This window comes from Candidatus Manganitrophaceae bacterium, assembly GCA_012960925.1.
GTDB lineage: Bacteria > Nitrospirota > Nitrospiria > SBBL01 > JAADHI01 > DUAG01.
On record DUAG01000046.1, the window covers coordinates 1 to 18,724 of the forward strand.

Consider the following 18,724-nt stretch of genomic DNA (forward strand, 5'->3'; position numbering starts at 1 on the left):
TCGTAGATTCTCCTCCTAAATTACTATATTGGAAAATTCTACTTCTGAGCACCTTTATATTTAGGGAGGATTACCATTGGGGTTTCCTCTGTGTTGGGAAGAGTTTTTTATGAGAAATGATTATCAACAAATTATTGGTCTTATTTTTTTGAAATTCCTGTTATTTAATCGTCCTCATAGATCTCCCAGAGAATTCGATCCGCCCCTTTTGCCAAGAGCGACTCGGCGACAGAGATTCCTAATGGGGTTGCTTCTGAGGCATCCGCTGTCTGGGACTCACGGATGATCTCTTTCCCATCGAGGCTGGCGACGAGACCCCTTAAGGTGACGCGGCCTTCATTTAGCGTTGCGTAGCCTCCGATCGGGATCTGGCATCCTCCCTCCAGTCGGATCAACATCGCCCGTTCCGCAGAGACGGTGTAGACGGTTTCTGAATCGTTGAGAAAAGCGATCAAGGTGTTGGTCTCTTGGTCGTCCCGGCGGCACTCGATTCCAAGGGCGCCCTGGCCGATGGCGGGGAGAAGGATCTCCGGGGAGAGATATTCGGTGATCCGGTCTTTCCATCCGAGGCGATGAAGGCCGGCTGCGGCAAGGATGATGGCGTCGAAGTTCCCCTCTTCAAGTTTACGAAGGCGGGTGCCGAGATTTCCGCGAAGCATGACAAACTTTAGATCCGAGCGAAAAGCAGACAATTGGGTTTGTCGTCGTAGAGAACTGGTGCCAATGGTCGCTCCCCTCGGAAGGCCGGCGATATTTAAGCCCTCCCGGCTGATGACGGCATCGCGCGGGTCTTCCCGGCGGGGGATTGCGGCCAGATGGAGCGGTTCCGGGATTTCGCTCGGCACATCCTTCATGCTGTGGACCGCGAGGTCGATCTCTTTTCGCATCAATGCTTCTTCGATCTCCTTGACAAAGAGGCCCTTCCCCCCAAGCTTTGCGAGCGGAACATCAAGAATCTTGTCGCCCGTTGTCTTAATTTTTTGGATCTCTACACGAAGCCCTTTCGATTGAAGTTGACTTTGTACCCATTGGGCCTGCCAGAGGGCGAGTTGGCTTCCACGGCTTCCTATTTTTATCAATGGTTTTGGCATCAACCTCTGTGTCCTTCCTCTTTTTGAATGGGTGCCCAGACATCGACCCCGCCTTTTTCTCCGAGCCAGATCTTCTGATCCTTGTCAATGGCAATAGCATAAATATTCTCGTCGGCCAGTCCATCTTGCAGGGTCAGGCTGATCCAGTTTTTGCCATCGAAACGAGAGGCCCCGTGATTGGTCCCGAACCAGATGGCCCCGTCTACGGGATCGACGGTAATATCAAAGACGATGTTTCCGGCGAGGCCCTCTTCGGTCGTATAGTTAAGCCAATGGGTCCCGTCAAATCGGCTCGCGCCCCCGCCCCAGGTTCCAAACCAAAGGTTGCCCTCAAGATCGATCGCCATTGAAAAGATGTAGTTTTCATTATAAGTCTCATTTCCATCCGGGCCAAGGATGGAAAGGTTATGTTTATGATTGTAGTCTTCGCTGTCAGACTTCGAGAGGGTTCCAAAGCCGGTATTGTCACTCTTAGGCAGGCTGAATTTATTCGGCGCCCCCAGCCCATCCTGATGGGTCCAGGTCTTCCAGATTCCTTTTTGATCAAGGCGGCTGACGCCTCCCTCCGTCCCAAACCAGACGGCACCCTCATCGTCGATTGCAAGGGCATAAACCCATTTGTCGGCGAGGCCGTCTTTTGTATTATAGTTTGTAAAGTGTTGTCCATCGAAGAGGCTGACGCCGTCCCATGTGGCGATCCACATGGCCCCGTCGGTTGAAAAGTCCATCCCATAGACCCAAAAATCGGCCAGGCCGTCAGAGGGAAGATAGGTCTTCCAGGCGCTGCCGTCGTACCGGCTGAGTCCGCCATTATTTGTTCCGAACCAGAGAATCCCTTGTGGATCTTTATTGATAGTAAAGATATAGGGGCTCTTCAGGCCGTCATGCATCGTGAAAGTTCGAAGTGCCTCTCCTGATTTCCGTCCCACCTTGATGATCCCTTCTGTGGTTCCCACCCAGACAACCTCATCGTCGACAAAGAGAGATCGGACGTAGCTCCCATCTCCGGTGCTGAAGCTCCCTCCCAGGAAGTAATCTTTATGCCGACTCTGTGGAGAAATAGTGTGTGGAGGGCCTGGACGCAAGGGGGCGGACCGGAGAGGGATTACCTCCGGGATGAAGGTCGTCACGTTTTTTTCGTTTCTTAGGGGTTCACTGCAGCCGGATGGGAGGAGCAAAAGCAGACCCGCCAGGAGGCCGAGGCCTGTTTGCTTCATGTGGGAGGTCCTTTAGTCTTCTCTTGTTTCTCTCTTTCGGGTTGGGCGAGCATGTCTTCAAGATCGAATAATCGACGGGTTGCTTCCAGCATCATGTTGCCATTCGTGGAGTGGACTTCCTGTTTCAGGACCGTCAGAGGGGTGTGTAAAAGCTTGTTAACGATTGCGGACGTGAGGCCTTCAAGCGCCTCACGCTGTGCCGTTGTCAGCGTTCCCATTTTGCCTAATATCTTCTCCAGTTCCGCCATGCGAATCTCTTCCGCCCGTCCTTTGAGGGCGATAATCATCGGAACGGCATCGAGCGACTTGAACCACCGGGAAAAACGTTCAATCTCTTCCGAGATGATTTCCTCTGCCTTCAGCGCCTCTTTTTTTCTCTGCTTGATGTTCGTCTCCACAGAAATCTGAAGGTCATCAATGTCATAGAGAAAGACATTGTCGAGATCGTTTATTTTTGGGTCTATATTTCGAGGCACGGAGATATCGATAAAGAAGATCGGCCTGTTTTGACGGATTGCGATCACCTTGGAGACTTCTTCAGACTTGATGACATATTCGGGGGCGCCTGTAGAGCAGAGAACGATATCTGAACGGGCCATCTCGACGTGAAAGTCTTCAAATTTTACCGGAATGCCACCCAGATCCTTCGCCAATTCAAGTGCGCGATCATAGCTTCGATTTACGAAAGAGATGGAGAGGACCCCGTTGCCTTTGAAGTGCCGCGCTGCCAACTCTGCCATTTCGCCGGCCCCGATCAGAAGAACCGATTTCTCCGTCAGTTTCCCGAATATTTTTTTCGCCAACTCCACCGCGGCATAGCTGACAGAAACGGCGCTTTCGGCAATTCGAGTCTCTGTCCGAACCCGCTTGGCAACGGAGATGGACTTCTTGAAGACCTTGTTCAGAATGACACCTGTGGTCTTATGCAGGATGGCTTGATCAAAGGCGTCCTTGATCTGCCCCAGAATCTGGGGTTCACCAAGAATCATCGAGTCAAGACTGGAGGCGACCCGGAAAAGATGGCGCAGACAATTGCTCGCGGAGTGCATATAAAAACAGGGTTCAAGTGATTCTCGGGAGACTCCTGAATAGGATTCAATGAGAAACTTTTTGACAGCCTCAAACCCCGCTCGGGTATCTTTTACAACAGCACAGACCTCGACACGATTGCAGGTGGACAGGATGATCCCTTCCTCAATCAGGGGATCAGACTTCAAGTGATACAGGGCGTCCCCCATTTTATTTGCCGGGATGGAAAAATGCTCCCGGATTTCTATCGGTGCGGTCCGATGGCTGAGGCCGACCAAGATGATGTTCATAGGGATTGCTTCCAGTTCTTATGGCGATGTTGCCTTCCGATTTTGCGGGGGAAGTGCAATTACGCTAGGGTGATAAAAATAAATAAAACACCGACAAAACCGATAATGGCCAGGTTCGCGGCCTTCTTTGCTCGCCAACCGATGGTAATTCGCCCGTGTAATACGACCAAGTAGAAAAACCATGTTCCCAGAGTGAGGACCTGTTTAGCGTTGTCGGCGGCCCAGAATGAACCCAGAGAATATTGTGCCCGAAACGCCCCTGAAATGATCCCAAGGGTAAGGAGAGGGAAACCCAGAAGGATCGACTTCTTATTCCACTGATCTAGGAGATCCAGAGGAGGGAGTTTGTAGTACAGGGAACTAAACTGTTTTGACTTGAGAAATCTCTCCTGAAGGAGATACATGACTCCGGCGATAAAGGCGATTGCAAATGCGACGATGCCTAAAACAGAGAGCGTGGTATGGATGCCAAGCCAGATATTTCCAAGGGTTGGATCAAGAGAAGGAACTTCGTTGGGAAGCGCTGTTGCCGACATCAGGAAAAGGAAGGCGAGAGGGAGAATAAATGATCCGAGGATGGAGATACGGTACTTGATCTCCACCCAGAAAAACGCGAGAACAATGGCCCACGAGAAAAAAGAAATGGCCTCATGGAGGTTTGTTAATGGAACAAATCCACTGATTTTCAGCTGGAGGATCAGGGCAATCGTATGCGTGACGAAACCGGTCCCTGTGACCGATATTGCCAGCCTCTGGCTCCAGAACGAAAATCCCTGCGCATCCCTTTCACCCTTCCGGTCCCACAGGTTAAACAAAAAAAAGGCAGTCCCCAGAAAATAACAGGCGAGGGTTGCCTTAAAGAAGAATACATTCAACATCATTTTTGACCCTATTTTTAGGGATCCTCATTATACTGGTTAAGAAAAAAGGTGTCAACTTGACTAAGGGAACCCTGTAGAGAGTTCATAATGTGTCCGGTTTATTTTTCCTGGAGGAAGGATGTGGAATAAGGGTGCTTCACGGGCAGGTGATAAGGCGAGCCATAGGATGTCGAGGTGTAAGGGGTGGGAATAGGATTACAGGATTGTATCAGGGGGTTTGTTCTTTTGTCATCCATTGATCGACCCGTTCTTTTACTTTGTTGATGGGGATTGCAAACCCGATCCCTTGGCCGGAGGCAACGATTGCGGTATTAATCCCGATCACCCTGCCTGCGACGTTGAGGAGCGGCCCTCCGCTGTTCCCGAAGTTGATGGAAGCATCGGTTTGAAGGAAAATTTCCTGATCCGTCACGCCGATGTTGGTTCGGCCCGTGGCACTGATGACCCCAACGGTAACGGTCCGATCGAGCCCGAAGGGGTTTCCTATGGCGATGGCCCACTCTCCCACCTGGATCCGGGCCGAATCCCCAAGCAAGGCAATCGGGAGGTTGGGTTCGTGTGGAATCTTTATCATGGCGAGGTCCGTTTTCTCATCTGTGGCGATAATCTTCCCGATGAACTCTCTACGGTCAGAGAGCTTGACTGTAATTTGATCGGCATCAGAGATCACATGATGGTTGGTTAAAATGTAGCCCTCTTCGCTGATAATGAACCCGGAGCCGAGGCTCTTCTGCCGGAATTGACGGGGGGTGCTCTCTGAAAAGAGATCTTTCAGGAATCCCCTGAAGAGGCCGCGATTCTCAGAGCTCGAACTCTTGGGATGGCGTACAAAGTGAACGGAACTGATGTTCACGACGGAGGGGATCACGGTCTTTGCGACCCGGACAAAGGCTCTTTCAGTAATCAGTAGTTCTCTGGCCGGGATCTCCTCTATGACTTTGTCATTAGCGGGTGGGATCTGAATAGAAGTCGGCACAGGAGCATGTATGGCGGCCTCATTGCTGCACGCCGCGAGTAAAAATAAGAGGAGTGCTGCCTGGAACACCCTATGTTCCCAGGATTGCATTGTCATTTATAAATGGTTCTCCACCAAGAGTTTGTACTCAATACTATCCACCAGGGCCTGCCAGCTGGCCTCGATGATGTTTTCTGAAACGCCGACTGTTCCCCACTTCTTAACGCCGTCTCCAGACTCGATCAGGACCCTGACTCGTGAGCCTGTCCCTTCATAGGCGGTGAGAACGCGGACCTTGTAATCCAGGAGTTTTACATTTGAAAGGACAGGATAAAACTTTTCGAGGGCCCGGCGCAGGGCATGATCCAGAGCATTAACCGGACCGTGCCCGATGGCGGCAGTATGTTCGATCTGTCCATTGACCTCGACACGGACGGTTGCTTCGGAAACCGCCGGTTTGTTATCGTCTCTCTTTTCGACCGTTACACGAAATCCAATCAGGCGAAAGAAGCGCCTGTGTAAGCCAAGGGCCTTTTTCATCATCAACTCAAAAGAACCTTCGGCTCCTTCAAACTGGAAGCCTTGGTGTTCCAGTTCCTTGAGGTTACTTAAAATTTCTATGACTTTCGGATCATCTGCGGAAAGGGAGAGCTTGTAAGCTTTCGCCTTTTCCAGAAGGCTGCTTCGCCCGGCATAATCCGAGATCAATATCCTCTGTCGGTTCCCGACTTTTTCCGGCGGGACATGCTCGTAGGTCTCTGGATTTTTACGGACTGCATGAACGTGAATGCCGCCTTTATGCGCAAAAGCCGACTCCCCGACATAGGCCTGATGCTTGTTGTGTGGGAGATTCGAAATTTCACTCACATAGCGTGAGACGTCTCGAAGGCGCTTAAGCTGCGCCATAGAGATACAGCCAATCTTCATCTTCAGCTTCAGGTTAGGTAGAATAGAGCAGAGGTTGGTGTTTCCGCAGCGCTCTCCGAATCCGTTGATTGTTCCCTGGACCTGGGAGACACCCATTTCCACCGCAGTCAGGGCATTGGCCACCGCCATTTCAGAATCATTATGTGTATGAATCCCGAGGGGGCCTTCGATCTCCTGGGAGACATGATCGAGCACCTCCTTGACCTGCCAGGGCATCATCCCGCCATTGGTGTCACAAAGGACCAGACATTCTGCTCCGGCTTCTCTCGCGGTTTTGAGTGTGGTCAGGGCATAATCCGGCCGGGCACGGTAGCCATCAAAAAAATGCTCTGCATCAAAGAAGACCCGCTTTCCCTTCGACTTCAAATAAGCAATCGAATCAGAAATGATTTCCAGATTCTTCTTCAGGGTGATACCCAGGGCCTCGGTCACATGGAAGTCCCAGCTTTTCCCAAAGAGCGTGATCACCTCCGTTCCGGCATCCAGCATGGACCGGAGATTCGGATCATCTTTTACCTTGTTTCGGGGTTTTCGGGTGGCACCAAAGGCGACTAGCCTGGCCGACTTCAGGTGGACCTTTTTCATTTCTTTGAAAAATAAGATGTCTTTTGGATTCGCACCCGGCCACCCGCCTTCGATATAGTGAATCCCGAGTTCATCAAGCTTCTGAACGATGCGTAGCTTGTCTTCAACGGAAAAAGAAGCATCTTCGGACTGCGCTCCATCGCGCAGGGTTGTGTCATAGATCTGTACGTGCCGCATAAAGTCAATTCCTTTTAGTTTTGTAACGATTCAGCATGCCCCTCTTTCCCTCCATGGCGGTGTTGCTGCGGTGCTCAAATCTTCACTTATAGACATACGTTGTGGTTCTGCGCTTCTCACGTCTTGCCCTGAAGGACAATAGGGGCATGCTGAATCGTTACCTAGTTTTTCTCCGGTGTTTTGCCCGGCTTCATCCCCAATTCAAACGCCTCATGAAGCGTCCGGACGGCCAATTCAGTATACTTGGAATGGATCACACAGGAGATCCTGATTTCGGATGTAGAAATCATCATGATGTTGATCCCCTCTGCGGCAAGTCTGGAGAACATCTTGGCGGCCACGCCTGAGTGGGAGCGCATGCCGACACCTACGATCGAGACCTTGGCAATACGCTCAGTCAACACAATATCTTTAATCCCCACTTCTTCAGCCAGTTTGGAAAGAATCTCTTTCGCTTGCCCGGCGTCACTGCGCGGGACGGTAAACGAGAGGTCGGTTAGCCCGGCCTGTCCCACATTCTGAATGATCATATCGACGTTCATATTCTCCCGGGAGAGTGCCTCAAAGATCTTCGATGCGATTCCAGGCTGATCGGGCACCCCGATCAATGTGATCTTTGCCTGATTCTTATCGCAGGTTATCCCCGAGACAGGCTCTTGTTCCATTTCGTGATCCTCCTCTGTGACCAGGGTTCCCTTGCCGTCACTAAAGCTTGAGCGGACACGGACCGGGACCTGATATTTCATGGCAAAAGCGACCGAACGGGTGTGCAGGACCTTGGCCCCCAAACTGGCCATCTCAAGCATTTCCTCATACGAGATCCTTGGAATCCTTCGCGCGGAAGAAACGATGCTCGGGTCGGTCGTATAGACTCCTTCCACGTCGGTGTAGATTTCGCAGAGCTCGGCTTTCAGGGCCGCCGCAAGTGCGACCGCTGTTGTATCCGAACCTCCGCGTCCCAATGTGGTGACATCCGACATCTGGTTGATGCCTTGAAATCCGGCCACCACCGGAACAATGCCTTGCCTGAGTGCATCTTTCAGGCGGCCTGCAGTGATCTGTTCAATCCGCGCCTTGGTATGGGCGCTGTCGGTCAGGATGCCGACCTGTCTCCCGGTAAAAGATCGTGCAGGTATTCCCATCTCCTGTAACGCCATCGCAAGGAGTGAGATCGTGACCCGCTCCCCGGACGAGATGAGCATATCCGTTTCCCGCTGATCGGGGGATAGTGCGATCTGTCTGGCCAGGTTGATTAGGCGGTCGGTCTCTCCTGTCATTGCGGAGACAACAACGACCAGGGGATTCCCTTCCTGATGTGCCGAGGCAATTCTCTCCGCCACATGTTTAATGCGATCAATACTGCCAACGGATGTGCCGCCATATTTTTGAATGATCAAAGGCATCGGTCAAAACCCCAGGGCCTGAACGAGGTTGTCCAATCCTCCTTGTATGGTAACCGGCTTTTTCGAGATGTCGATTGAAAAGTCAGGATCTTTCAGTCCGTGACCGGTGAGAGTGCAGACCACGACCTCTCCTTCTTTGAAAATTCCGCGTTTACCCAATTTGATAACACCGGCCACCCCGGCTGCCGAGGCCGGTTCGCAAAAGACGCCTTCAAATTCTGCAATCATGCGATAGGCCTCAGTAATTTCATCATCTGTTACCAGATTGATTTCTCCTTTAGACTCAGACGCCGCTTCCAGAGCGGGCTTCCAACTGGCCGGATTCCCGATTCGGATCGCGGTGGCGATAGTATGCGGGTTTTTAATTATCCGGTTATGAACAATGGGCGCGGAACCGGCGGCCTGGAGACCGATCATCTTTGGTAGAGACGTTATCTTCCCCCGCTTATAATACTCTTTGTATCCCATCCAATGCGCTGTGATATTTCCCGCATTTCCGACAGGCATAAAATGGTAATCGGGCGCAGACCCGAGAACGTCACAGATCTCAAAGGCGGCCGTTTTTTGGCCTTCCAGGCGGTAAGGATTGATGGAGTTGACGACCGTCACGGGATATTTTTCAGCAAGCTGTTTGACCAGAGCAAGTGCCTCATCAAAATTCCCTTTTACTTGAAGAATGGTGGCCCGATGGATCATCGCCTGTGACATCTTTCCCAAGGCAATTTTCCCTTCCGGGATGAGGACGTAAGCCTTCAAGCCGCATCGTGTACTATAGGCCGCAGTCGATGCAGAGGTATTTCCTGTCGAGGCACAAATGACTGCTTTGGCCCCTTCTTCTTTTGCCTTTGAGATAGCCAGGGTCATGCCGCGATCTTTAAAAGACCCGGTCGGATTTTCTCCTTCGAACTTGAGAAAGAGGTGGATCTTCCCCCCAGTGCTCACCGCCAGCCGGGGTGCCGGAATCAGTGGGGTTCCCCCTTCAAGCAGGGTGACGACCGGGGTCTTCTCATCGACGGGCAAAAATTCCCGATAGGCTTCAATAATGCCGGGCCATCTGTCCATTTTACGGGGCTTACTCATCGTCCCCTTCCACACGGATCAACATTGTCTGCTCGGAGACATAGTCCCTGTTATCGATGTTTGACAAGGCCTGGCGGACATCTTTTTCCCTGGCCCGATGGGTCATCATGACCAGGGGGACATGACCGCCGATCTTCCTTCCCTGCTGGATGACAGAAGAGATGCCAATACGGTTCTCACCCAGGATGCCGGAGATTTTGGAGAGAACACCGGGATCGTCCTCGGCCATAAACCGTAGATAATAGAGGCTTTCAATCTCTTCGATCCTCTTGATCCTAAGTTTTTTTCGAGAAGGCCCGATATAGGCGGTAGCCGGAACCCGGCCGCTGGTTCCTTTGATGATATCCCTTGCCAGTGAGATAATATCACTGACGACGGCACTTCCGGTGGGGAGCGCCCCGGCTCCTTTGCCGTAAAAGAGGACTTCTCCTGCGGAATCGCCGATAAGATAGACTGCATTAAACACCCCGCCCACCCTGGACAGGAGGGTGTTTTTCTGAATCATTGTGGGATGAACCCGTGCCTCGATCTCCCCATTGGCCGACTTGGCGATGGCCAGGAGCTTGATCTTGTAGCCGAATTTTTCGGCGAAATTGATGTCAATTGAGGAGACGCGTTCCAGGCCTTCCGTGTAGATATCTTTCAGTGATATCGGCGTTCCAAAGGCAAGGTTGGCCAGGATGGCGAGTTTGTGGGCAGAGTCGGCCCCATCGATATCGAGTGTCGGGTCGGCTTCGGCATAGCCGAGATCCTGGGCTTCCTGAAGAACATCTGCGAAGGCTTTTCCCTCCTCACTCATCTTCGTGAGGATGTAGTTGCAGGTTCCGTTGACAATTCCGTAGATGGCGGAGATTTTCTCGGCCACAAGGCCTTCTTTCATCGAGCGGAGGATGGGGATGGCCCCGCAGACACTCGCTTCGAAACCGACATCCACCCCTTTTACAGCCGCAGTCTGAAAGATTTCCTCTCCATGTGTTGCCAACAGGGCCTTATTGGCCGTGACAACATGTTTTCCTCCTTCTATGGCATCCAGGATATATTGCTTTGCCGGACCTGTTCCGCCAATCAGTTCAACGACGATATCAATATCAGGGTCCTGGATGATCTTCGCGGCGTTTGTGGTCAGGACGTCGGGAGGGAGTGAGATTCCCCGGTCTTTTTCGGCATCATGATCAGCGATCGCGGCGATCTCTAAGGGAATGCCAAGCCTTCTCAGCAGAAGATCCTTCTGTTGCAGCAATATTCTGACCAGACCGGTTCCGACCGTTCCGAAACCGATGATCCCGATTTTAATGGATGATTTAATCAGAGATTCCTTTAGTTTGTAAGTTTTCAGTCTGCCGCTATTTTAGTACGCGCTTGATCCCCTGAAGGGCCTGACGTGTTCGATGCTCATTTTCAACCAGGGCAAAACGAACATAATCGTCTCCATATTCCCCAAAGCCGATTCCCGGAGAAACGGCAACCTTTGCTTCAGATAAAAGAAGCTTTGTGAATTCCAAAGATCCTTTCGTACGGAAGGGCTCCGGAATCTGTGCCCAGACAAACATCGTTGCTGCGGGTTTTTCGGTTTTCCAGCCGATCCGGTTCAAGCCGTCGATGAGAACATCCCGGCGGTTTTGATAGGTTTTGACCACTTCCTGCACGCAGTCCTGTGGGCCATTCAGGGCAATGATCCCTGCGATTTGGAGCGGTTGGAAAATGCCATAGTCGAGATAGCTTTTGATCTTGGTCAAGGCGGCGATCATTTCCGGATTCCCGACGCAAAACCCGAGCCTCCATCCCGGCATGTTATAGCTCTTTGAGAGGGAGAAAAATTCAACCCCCACCTCCTTCGCACCGGGAACCTGAAGAAAGCTCGGGGCCTTATAGCCGTCAAATACCAGGTCGGCGTAAGCCAGATCGTGGATAACCAGCAGTTTGTTTTCTCGAGCAAAATCGACTATCTTTTCAAAGAATTCGAGCTCCACCACCCGTGTGGTTGGGTTATGCGGGAAGTTGATAATAAGCATTTTAGGACGCGGCCAGGCCTGTTTGGTCGCCGTCGCCAGATCTTCTAGGAAATCCCGATCAGAGCGAAGTGGTATCGAGCGAAGTTCCCCACCGGCGATGATGACACTGTAGGGATGAATCGGATAAGTCGGACTCGGAGCCATCACGATGTCCCCCGGTCCGATGACGGCAAGCACCAAGTGTGAGATTCCTTCCTTGACCCCAATGGTGACGATGGCTTCCTTTTCCGGGTCGATATCAACAGAATACCTTCTCTTATACCAATTGGCGATGGCAAGCCTCAGTTTTGTGATCCCCTTTGAGGCGGAATAGCGGTGATTTCTTGAATTCTGAATGGCTTCGACGGCCTTGTCGACGATGTGAGAGGGGGTCGCAAGGTCCGGGTTGCCCATCCCGAAATCAATGATGTCTTCTCCCCGGTGCCGGGCGGCTATCTTCATGGCATTGACATCGTTAAAGACGTAAGGGGGAAGGCGTTTTATTCGTCTAAACTCGTGCACAATCTACTCCAACTCTTCAAAAATAAAGGAAATTACATCATTCTATTGAAAAATCAATGCGTTGTCAAATAATGGAGGTGGGGCAAAGAAACGGTTCAGATACCCTCGTTTTAGTCGAAGCTTCGAGCGTGAAGCCAGGTTTTCAAGTGGGATTTTGTAACCCTTATCCTGCCGAAACAGGGGTTCCTACAGGATGGCTGTCTGTTCGGGGTTTACTCTTCAGGTTGACCGAGACCAATTTGGAAATTCCCGTCTCTTCCATGGTGACCCCGTATAGTACATCGGCGGTTTCCATGGTTAATTTATTGTGGGTGATGATGATGAGTTGGGTCTTTTCCGACATCTTGTGAATGGCTTTTGTAAAGCGGCGGGTATTCTCTTCATCGAGCGGGGCGTCGATTTCGTCCAGGATGGAGAAGGGACTTGGATGGATCAGGAAAACGGCGAAAAGGAGCGAAATTGCGGTCAATGCCTTTTCTCCGCCGGAGAGCAGTGTGATGCTCCGTGTTTTTTTCCCGGGAGGCTGGGCGAGAAGTTCGATCCCGGATTCAAGGGGGTGTGCTTCATCAAGCATGATCAATTCGGCCTTCCCTCCGCCGAAGAAGGAGTTGAAGACCTCACCGAACTTCTCGTTTAGTTTATGGAATGTGTCCACAAAAAGTCCGCGGGTGGTCTTGTTGATCTTAGCGATCGCTTCCCGAAGGCTGTCCATAGATTCCGTGAGGTCTTTTTCCTGGGAGGTTAAGAATTCGTAGCGTGTTGAAAGTTCCTGGTACTCTTCGATGGCTCCCATATTGACCGGTCCCATCTGCTCGAGCGTGCCACGGAGCCTTGCCGCGGAAGCGTGCGCCTCATCAAAAGAAAAATCCTCCACCGGAAGCATTTCCTGGTTTGCGATCTCGATCTGATAATTCATCAGGATGGTTTCTTCTATTTTTTCCTGGTTGATGCCTGCTTCCATTTTATGAAGGGCTTTTTCCTGCAATACATTCTTTGTCTGTTCAATGCTGGTGCGGAGTTTCCCGATTTCTCCTTCAATATCCTGACGGTTTAGAAGAACGGCCGCATGTGCCTCTCTCTTTTCCCGGATGAGGCTCAGGAAGCCTTCCCGTTCAAGGCTGCTTTCCTGAATAGACGCTGTGATTTCACCCTCTTCTTTTTCTCCCGCGCCTAGCTTTTCCTGCAGAGAGGTTAAAAGTTGTTCTTTTTCACGGCAGCGGAGAGAGAGGTCTTCCCGCTCGCGCGATATTCTATCTCGTTTTTCAAGAAGGTGGCCTTGTTTCTCTTTGAGGGAGGCCGTTGCCATTTTGAGCTGGACCACGCTTTCTTTGACTTCTTCCAGTGATTGTCTGATTTTGCTTAAAAGTTCCTGCCACCGGATGATGGCTGCCTCCTTTTCGGTTTTGGCCTGTTCCGTCCCGGTGATGGCCTCTTGCTCGGATTTTTCCAGGTGGAGGAGGTCTGCCTCTTCTTTTGACTCCTCTTCCTGCTCGAAAAGAAGGGTCTGGTGCCCGTCTTGAAGACGGTTGATTTCACTCAGGAGGCTATCGTGATCTTTTTCTTCATGAAGCACTTGTATCTCAAGGGATCTTATTCCCGTTGCGAGGAACTCCATTTCCGAGAGGGCGCCTTGTTTTTTCTTCTGGCCGCTTTCTATGTCGGTTTCAAGGCCCTGGATCTCTTCTATGAGGTGGTCGATTTGTTCGGAAAGGGAACGGATCTCTCTTTTTTGTGCCAGGAGGCCTGATTCCCCTCGTTCTCCTCCGGAAACGATCCCGCTTGGGTCCACAACATCACCCTGAAGCGTCACCAGGATTTCAGGATGTTGGCCGGACTCCCATATCTGAAGCGCGGCGTCGAGATCCGTGACGAGAATAACCGTGCCGAGAAGGGCTTCGGCAATCTCCTCGTAGCCTTTCTGGGTGGTGATCAGGTCTGTGGCCCGGCCAATGATTCCTTTTCCTTCGATCGGAGAGTGACCCCTTGTTTTGAAGGAACGGGGGACGCGCGGAAAGAAGGCTCCGCGGCCCATCTCCTTCTGACGAAGATAGCCGATTCCTTTCTTGATCTCAGCCGATCCTTCCACGACGATTCCGCGAAGACGGTTTTCCAGGACCGCCTCGATCGCTTTTTCATAGCGGGGAGGAACCTCGATTAGGTCGGCGATCATGCCCTGTAAGCCATCCAGTTGGAGAAGGACATTCTCCGTGCCTTCCTCTTCGCCCAACAATCCGCGATAAAAATCTTCGCGGGAGGCCGATTGCGCCGAAGCGGCCGCCCGTTCTTCTTTAGCGCGCGCGAGACGTTCTTCTTTTGTTTTTAGTTCGGCCTCGATTTCTTTCAACTGTGATGTTGTTGAAACATGTGCCGCCTGTTTTTCAGTGAGCTGTTGCTTTATCGCTTCGATACGATGATTGAGTTGTTGCAGCGTCTGCTCGGATTGCTCCATTTTTTTTAAGACACTTTTCTGTTCAAGGGAACCGCGTTCTTTTTTTCGGTCCAATTCTTCTTTGCGTGTTTGAATATGAGCAAGGTTGTTTCTGGCCGCTGTTATCCGGGAGACGAGATCAAAGAGGGTGGTCTTTTCCTGCTCTAATTCGGCAACCTTTGCGTTTAGCCTCGCGTTGACCCGATCCGCTTCTTCCTGTCGATGGGTCAGTTTTATATTTCCTTCGGGGAGGGCTTGCTCGATTAGTGCTTTTTCTTTCTCCAGTTCTTCCTGTTCTGTGGCCAGCGTTGATTCTGATTGACGCGTTTCCCTGATCTCCTGATTTGTGCGGGTTTGGGTCTCAATCCACTCCTGCCGTTGGGCATGCAGAAGTTCAATTCGGCTTTCCTGGCGTTGAATCTGCACTTCAACTTCAGTCAGTTGTGTGTTGATTCGAGTGAGTTCTCCCTCTTTCTGTGTTAAAGAGAGCTGGGCCTCCGACTGCTGTAATCCGAGCGTTTCCAAAGCAGTACCCTGGCGGGATTCCTCTTCCTTAAGCCGGGCTTCTTCTTCCGTCAGCGCTTCCCGCTTCTGCCTCCATTCGCGCCATTCCGTATGGGCGACTTGTAATTCAAGGGATTTGAGCTCCTCTTTCATCCGCTTATATTTTTCCGCCTTCCGTGCCTGGCGGTCGAGTGAATTGATCTGTCGCTTTACTTCTCCAATGATGTCGTGTACACGGACCAGATTTTGATCGGTTGCATCCAGCTTACGGAGTGCCTCCGCTTTTCGAAGACGATATTTTGCGATGCCGGCCGCTTCTTCAATAATTTCGCGCCGCTCAAAGGGTGAGGCAGAGATGATCTGATCGACCTTCCCCTGCTCAATGATGGTATGGGAGCGATAGCCTGTACCGGTATCGATGAGAAGATCGCGAATATCTTTTAGTCGGCTGGGGGTTTTATTGATGTAATATTCACTTTCGCCGGAGCGGTAGAGGCGACGGCTGATGGTAATTTCGGCATAAGGCGTGTAAGGCGGGGGGAGCTCATTGGAAATATCACCGAAGGTGAGGGACACTTCCGCTAGGCCGAGGGGCTTCCGAAGCTCCGTCCCGTTGAAGATCACATCTTCCATGCGTTCTCCCCGGAGGTTTTTCGGGCTTTGTTCTCCCAGGACCCAGAGGATGGCGTCGAGCAGGTTGCTCTTTCCGCAGCCGTTCGGCCCGACGATTGCCGTCATCCCGGGTTGAAATCTCAGGACCGTTTTATCAAAAAAGGTCTTAAAACCGAAAATCTCTAGACTTTTCAGTCGCATCGAAACTCCTTAGCCAAGAGACTGAAAAAAATGATCAAATCAGTGTTTTAAATAGCACGGGGACGGCTCAAAAGTAAAGGATAATTTTCAATCTGTAGGGGTTGAAAGAGACAGGAAGCGCTATATGTAGGGGGAAGTGTCGAGATCAGGGAAGAACCGCCAGGGGCGTTTCCACATGGCCGATGAGGTCGTAATCATGGGCGGCTTCGATCCGCACGGAGACAAATTCACCGGGGTTTAATTTCCGCGACCCGCTGTCGTTGATCAGGACGACACCATCGATGTCGGGGGCCTGCCCCTCCCACCTTCCTTCCAAAAGGAGGTCGGTTTCTTTGGAAAGACCATCCACCAGAACCATCTGAAGGGTTCCGATCATTTTTCGATTCTTTTGTCTTGAGATCTGTCGTTGCATCTCGATGAGGGCTTCCTGACGTGCGATCTTTACTTCTTGGGGGACGGGATCTCCAAGGGCGTAGGCCGAGGTCCCCTCCTCCTGCGAATAGGTGAAGATTCCGAGCCGGTCGAACTCCGTTTCTTTGATAAACTGGGAGAGGGTCTCATAAGCCGGGTCGGTCTCGCCCGGAAAACCGACAATAAAGGTACTCCGTAGGGTGGCTTCGGGTATACGCTGGCGGAGTTTTCTGATAAGGGCCTCAATCCGATCTCGTTTTCCTTTACGGTTCATTTTTTTCAGGAGGGTGTTGTCGATGTGCTGAAGGGGAAGGTCAATGTAGCTGCAGATCTTTTTTTCTTCGGCGATCAGGTCAATGAGATCGTCTGAGAAATCGGTAGGGTAGGTGTAGAAGAGGCGAATCCATTGAATGCCATCGACACGGGTCAATGCCTTCAGCAAGGCGTTTAACTCCCCCTTATTTTTGCGATCTATGCCGAAGCTGGTGAGGCTTTGTGCAATGAGGTTGATTTCCACGACCCCTTCCTCGGCCAATCGTCGGACTTCATCGATAATCGCATCGATCGGGCGGCTTTTGAGGTCCCCCCGGAAAGAGGGAATCGCGCAGAAGGAGCATCGGTAGTTACAGCCCTCCGCCACTTTGACGTAGGCCGAATGCCTGGGCCCAAGGCGAAGGCGAGGCGTTTCCAGTTGCTGGAGGTAGGAAGTCGCATCGGTAAAGCGGGGACGGAGGTCGGATTTTTTATTGAGGAGGGTTCGGCAGAGAGAGGCGATCCTGGGGAAATCACCCGTTCCCAGGACGGCATCGATCTCAGGCATTTGGTCCAGCAGGTCTCCGGGATAGCGCTGGGTGAGACAACCGGTGGCGATGAGGAGCTTGCAGCGCCCTTCTTTTTTGAGTTCGCCCATGGCGATCAAGGAGTCTACCGACTCCTCCTTGGCCTGATCGATAAAACCGCAGGTATTGACGATAATAATGTCCGCCTCTTCGGCCTTGGGCGTTAAGACGTATCCCTCCTGAACGAGTGATCCCAGAATGAGTTCAGAATCCACCTGATTTTTAGGGCAGCCGAGGCTAACAAGGCCGACCTTGATTGTTTCTGTCCCGTTCGTTTCCGGTTGACTGCTCAATGCTAATGTTCCTTGGGTTTATAAAAGGGTTTATAAAAAAGCGACGGCGACCTCATCGGCAAAGTGGATGCCTTTGTCTGTGAGTCGGAGTCGGTCGTCTTCAAGGTGAAGGAGGCAGTTTTTGATCAGGCGGTTGGCCGTTTTCTTGTGGACCAAATCATGTGTTACGAATTGCAGGGGAATGCCTTCTGATTTTCTCAAGCCGAAGATGATCTTGTCAACCTCTTCTTCTCTCGCATCAATCGCCGCCTTTCGTACAAGTGGAAGATGATCTGATGCAAGCTGTTCCAAGTAAGCGGAGAGTGAATCGGTATTCTCCCTGTGTTCCCGGTTGAGATAGGAATGGGCTGCGAGCCCGACGGCAAGAATCTCTCCCCGGTCCCAATAGCGAAGGTTGTGCCGGGAGGCATAGCCGGGACGGGCAAAATTGGAGATCTCGTATTGCGCGTAGTCGGCCTGTTTGAGCCGGGTCCGGGCGGTCTCGTAGAACGCGATCGTCTCTTCCTCAGAAGGAAGAGAAAGGTCTCCGGCCTCTTGTTTCTTGTGAAAGAGGGTCCCTTCTTCTATGGAGAGGGCGTAGAGGGCGATATGTTCCGGTGAGAGCGCAATCGCCGCCTGAAGGGTCTCTTCCCATTCTTCTGCCGTTTGTTCGGGCAGGGCATACATCAGATCAATGCCGATATTGCTAAAGCCGGCCTGCCGTGCAGCGTGAAAGGCTTCTCGGGCTTCCCGGGCGTTATGATTTCTTCCGAGCACACGCAAGTGTTTGTCCGAGAAAGATTGTACGCCGATGGAGAGACGGTTGACGCCTGCTTTGCGAAGAGGAACGAGGTTGGCGGCATTGATGGTCGCCGGATGAGCCTCCATGGAGATCTCGGCGTCGGATGCGATATGGAAGCGTTTCCGGCAAAGAGAGAGGAGCCCCGTGAGCAGATCCACCGGGTAAATCGTCGGGGTTCCGCCGCCGAAGTAGATGCTGGTGATCAAACGATGACGATTTAAGGCCTCTTTCGCGTGGAGGCGCAGCTCTTTCTCAAGTGCGGCGGCATAAGCCTCCGCAGGCCGCTCCCGGTAACCCTGCACAGAAAAACCGCAAAAGGCGCAGCGGGCCACACAGAACGGGAAATCAATATAAAGTCCGGTGGGTTTCATAAGTCTATAACTCTACATGAACACGCATAGTGAGCGCAATTCAGGGAGGCCACTCATGCGGCTTAGTTCTCTCTCATCCCTCGGAGGCAAATTACTCCTCGCCAACAAGATCATCCCGAAGCATCACTGGTAGTGT

General features: G+C 51.7%; 13 protein-coding genes. All 13 read right to left on the reverse strand.

Features of this window, described 5'->3' with window-relative positions:
* Positions 1 to 164 precede the first annotated feature (164 nt).
* On the reverse strand, positions 165 to 1,091 hold the full coding sequence (gene hemC, locus EYQ01_06810; protein ID HIE65507.1) for a hydroxymethylbilane synthase: 927 nt from the start codon (positions 1,089 to 1,091) through the stop codon (positions 165 to 167).
* Entirely contained in the window at positions 1,091 to 2,308 is a 1,218-nt protein-coding gene (locus tag EYQ01_06815) for a regulator (protein ID HIE65508.1), read from the reverse strand. Before EYQ01_06815 ends, hemC begins: the two co-directional genes overlap by 1 nt.
* Entirely contained in the window at positions 2,305 to 3,627 is a 1,323-nt protein-coding gene (locus EYQ01_06820; GenBank protein ID HIE65509.1) for a glutamyl-tRNA reductase, read from the reverse strand. Before EYQ01_06820 ends, EYQ01_06815 begins: the two co-directional genes overlap by 4 nt.
* Positions 3,628 to 3,686: 59 nt before the next feature.
* A complete protein-coding gene (locus EYQ01_06825) occupies positions 3,687 to 4,508 on the reverse strand; it encodes a c-type cytochrome biogenesis protein CcsB (GenBank protein HIE65510.1) in 822 nt (273 codons plus the stop codon).
* Between the two features lie 208 nt (positions 4,509 to 4,716).
* Positions 4,717 to 5,574 (reverse strand): trypsin-like serine protease, encoded by an 858-nt coding sequence (locus EYQ01_06830; protein ID HIE65511.1) that lies wholly within the window; start codon positions 5,572 to 5,574, stop codon positions 4,717 to 4,719.
* Positions 5,575 to 5,580: 6 nt separating this feature from the next.
* Complete coding sequence (locus EYQ01_06835) at positions 5,581 to 7,152, reverse strand: citramalate synthase (protein HIE65512.1); 1,572 nt, start codon at positions 7,150 to 7,152, stop codon at positions 5,581 to 5,583.
* Positions 7,153 to 7,313: 161 nt separating this feature from the next.
* Positions 7,314 to 8,555 (reverse strand): aspartate kinase, encoded by a 1,242-nt coding sequence (locus EYQ01_06840; GenBank protein HIE65513.1) that lies wholly within the window; start codon positions 8,553 to 8,555, stop codon positions 7,314 to 7,316.
* Between the two features lie 3 nt (positions 8,556 to 8,558).
* On the reverse strand, positions 8,559 to 9,617 hold the full coding sequence (locus EYQ01_06845; GenBank protein HIE65514.1) for a threonine synthase: 1,059 nt from the start codon (positions 9,615 to 9,617) through the stop codon (positions 8,559 to 8,561).
* 10 nt (positions 9,618 to 9,627) lie between these two features.
* Positions 9,628 to 10,941 carry a homoserine dehydrogenase gene (locus EYQ01_06850; GenBank protein ID HIE65515.1) on the reverse strand — a complete coding sequence of 438 codons (1,314 nt, stop codon included), beginning with the start codon at positions 10,939 to 10,941 and terminating at the stop codon, positions 9,628 to 9,630.
* A gap of 37 nt (positions 10,942 to 10,978) precedes the next feature.
* Positions 10,979 to 12,148, reverse strand: a complete 1,170-nt coding sequence (locus EYQ01_06855) for an alanine transaminase (GenBank protein HIE65516.1) — start codon at positions 12,146 to 12,148, stop codon at positions 10,979 to 10,981.
* Positions 12,149 to 12,311: 163 nt separating this feature from the next.
* Positions 12,312 to 15,893, reverse strand: coding sequence for a chromosome segregation protein SMC (gene smc / locus EYQ01_06860; protein HIE65517.1), 3,582 nt, complete (start codon positions 15,891 to 15,893; stop codon positions 12,312 to 12,314).
* 145 nt (positions 15,894 to 16,038) lie between these two features.
* Positions 16,039 to 17,436: a 30S ribosomal protein S12 methylthiotransferase RimO gene (rimO, locus tag EYQ01_06865; protein ID HIE65518.1), complete on the reverse strand. Its 1,398-nt coding sequence runs from the start codon at positions 17,434 to 17,436 to the stop codon at positions 16,039 to 16,041.
* A gap of 30 nt (positions 17,437 to 17,466) precedes the next feature.
* Complete coding sequence (hemW, locus tag EYQ01_06870) at positions 17,467 to 18,588, reverse strand: radical SAM family heme chaperone HemW (GenBank protein ID HIE65519.1); 1,122 nt, start codon at positions 18,586 to 18,588, stop codon at positions 17,467 to 17,469.
* Positions 18,589 to 18,724 lie beyond the last annotated feature (136 nt).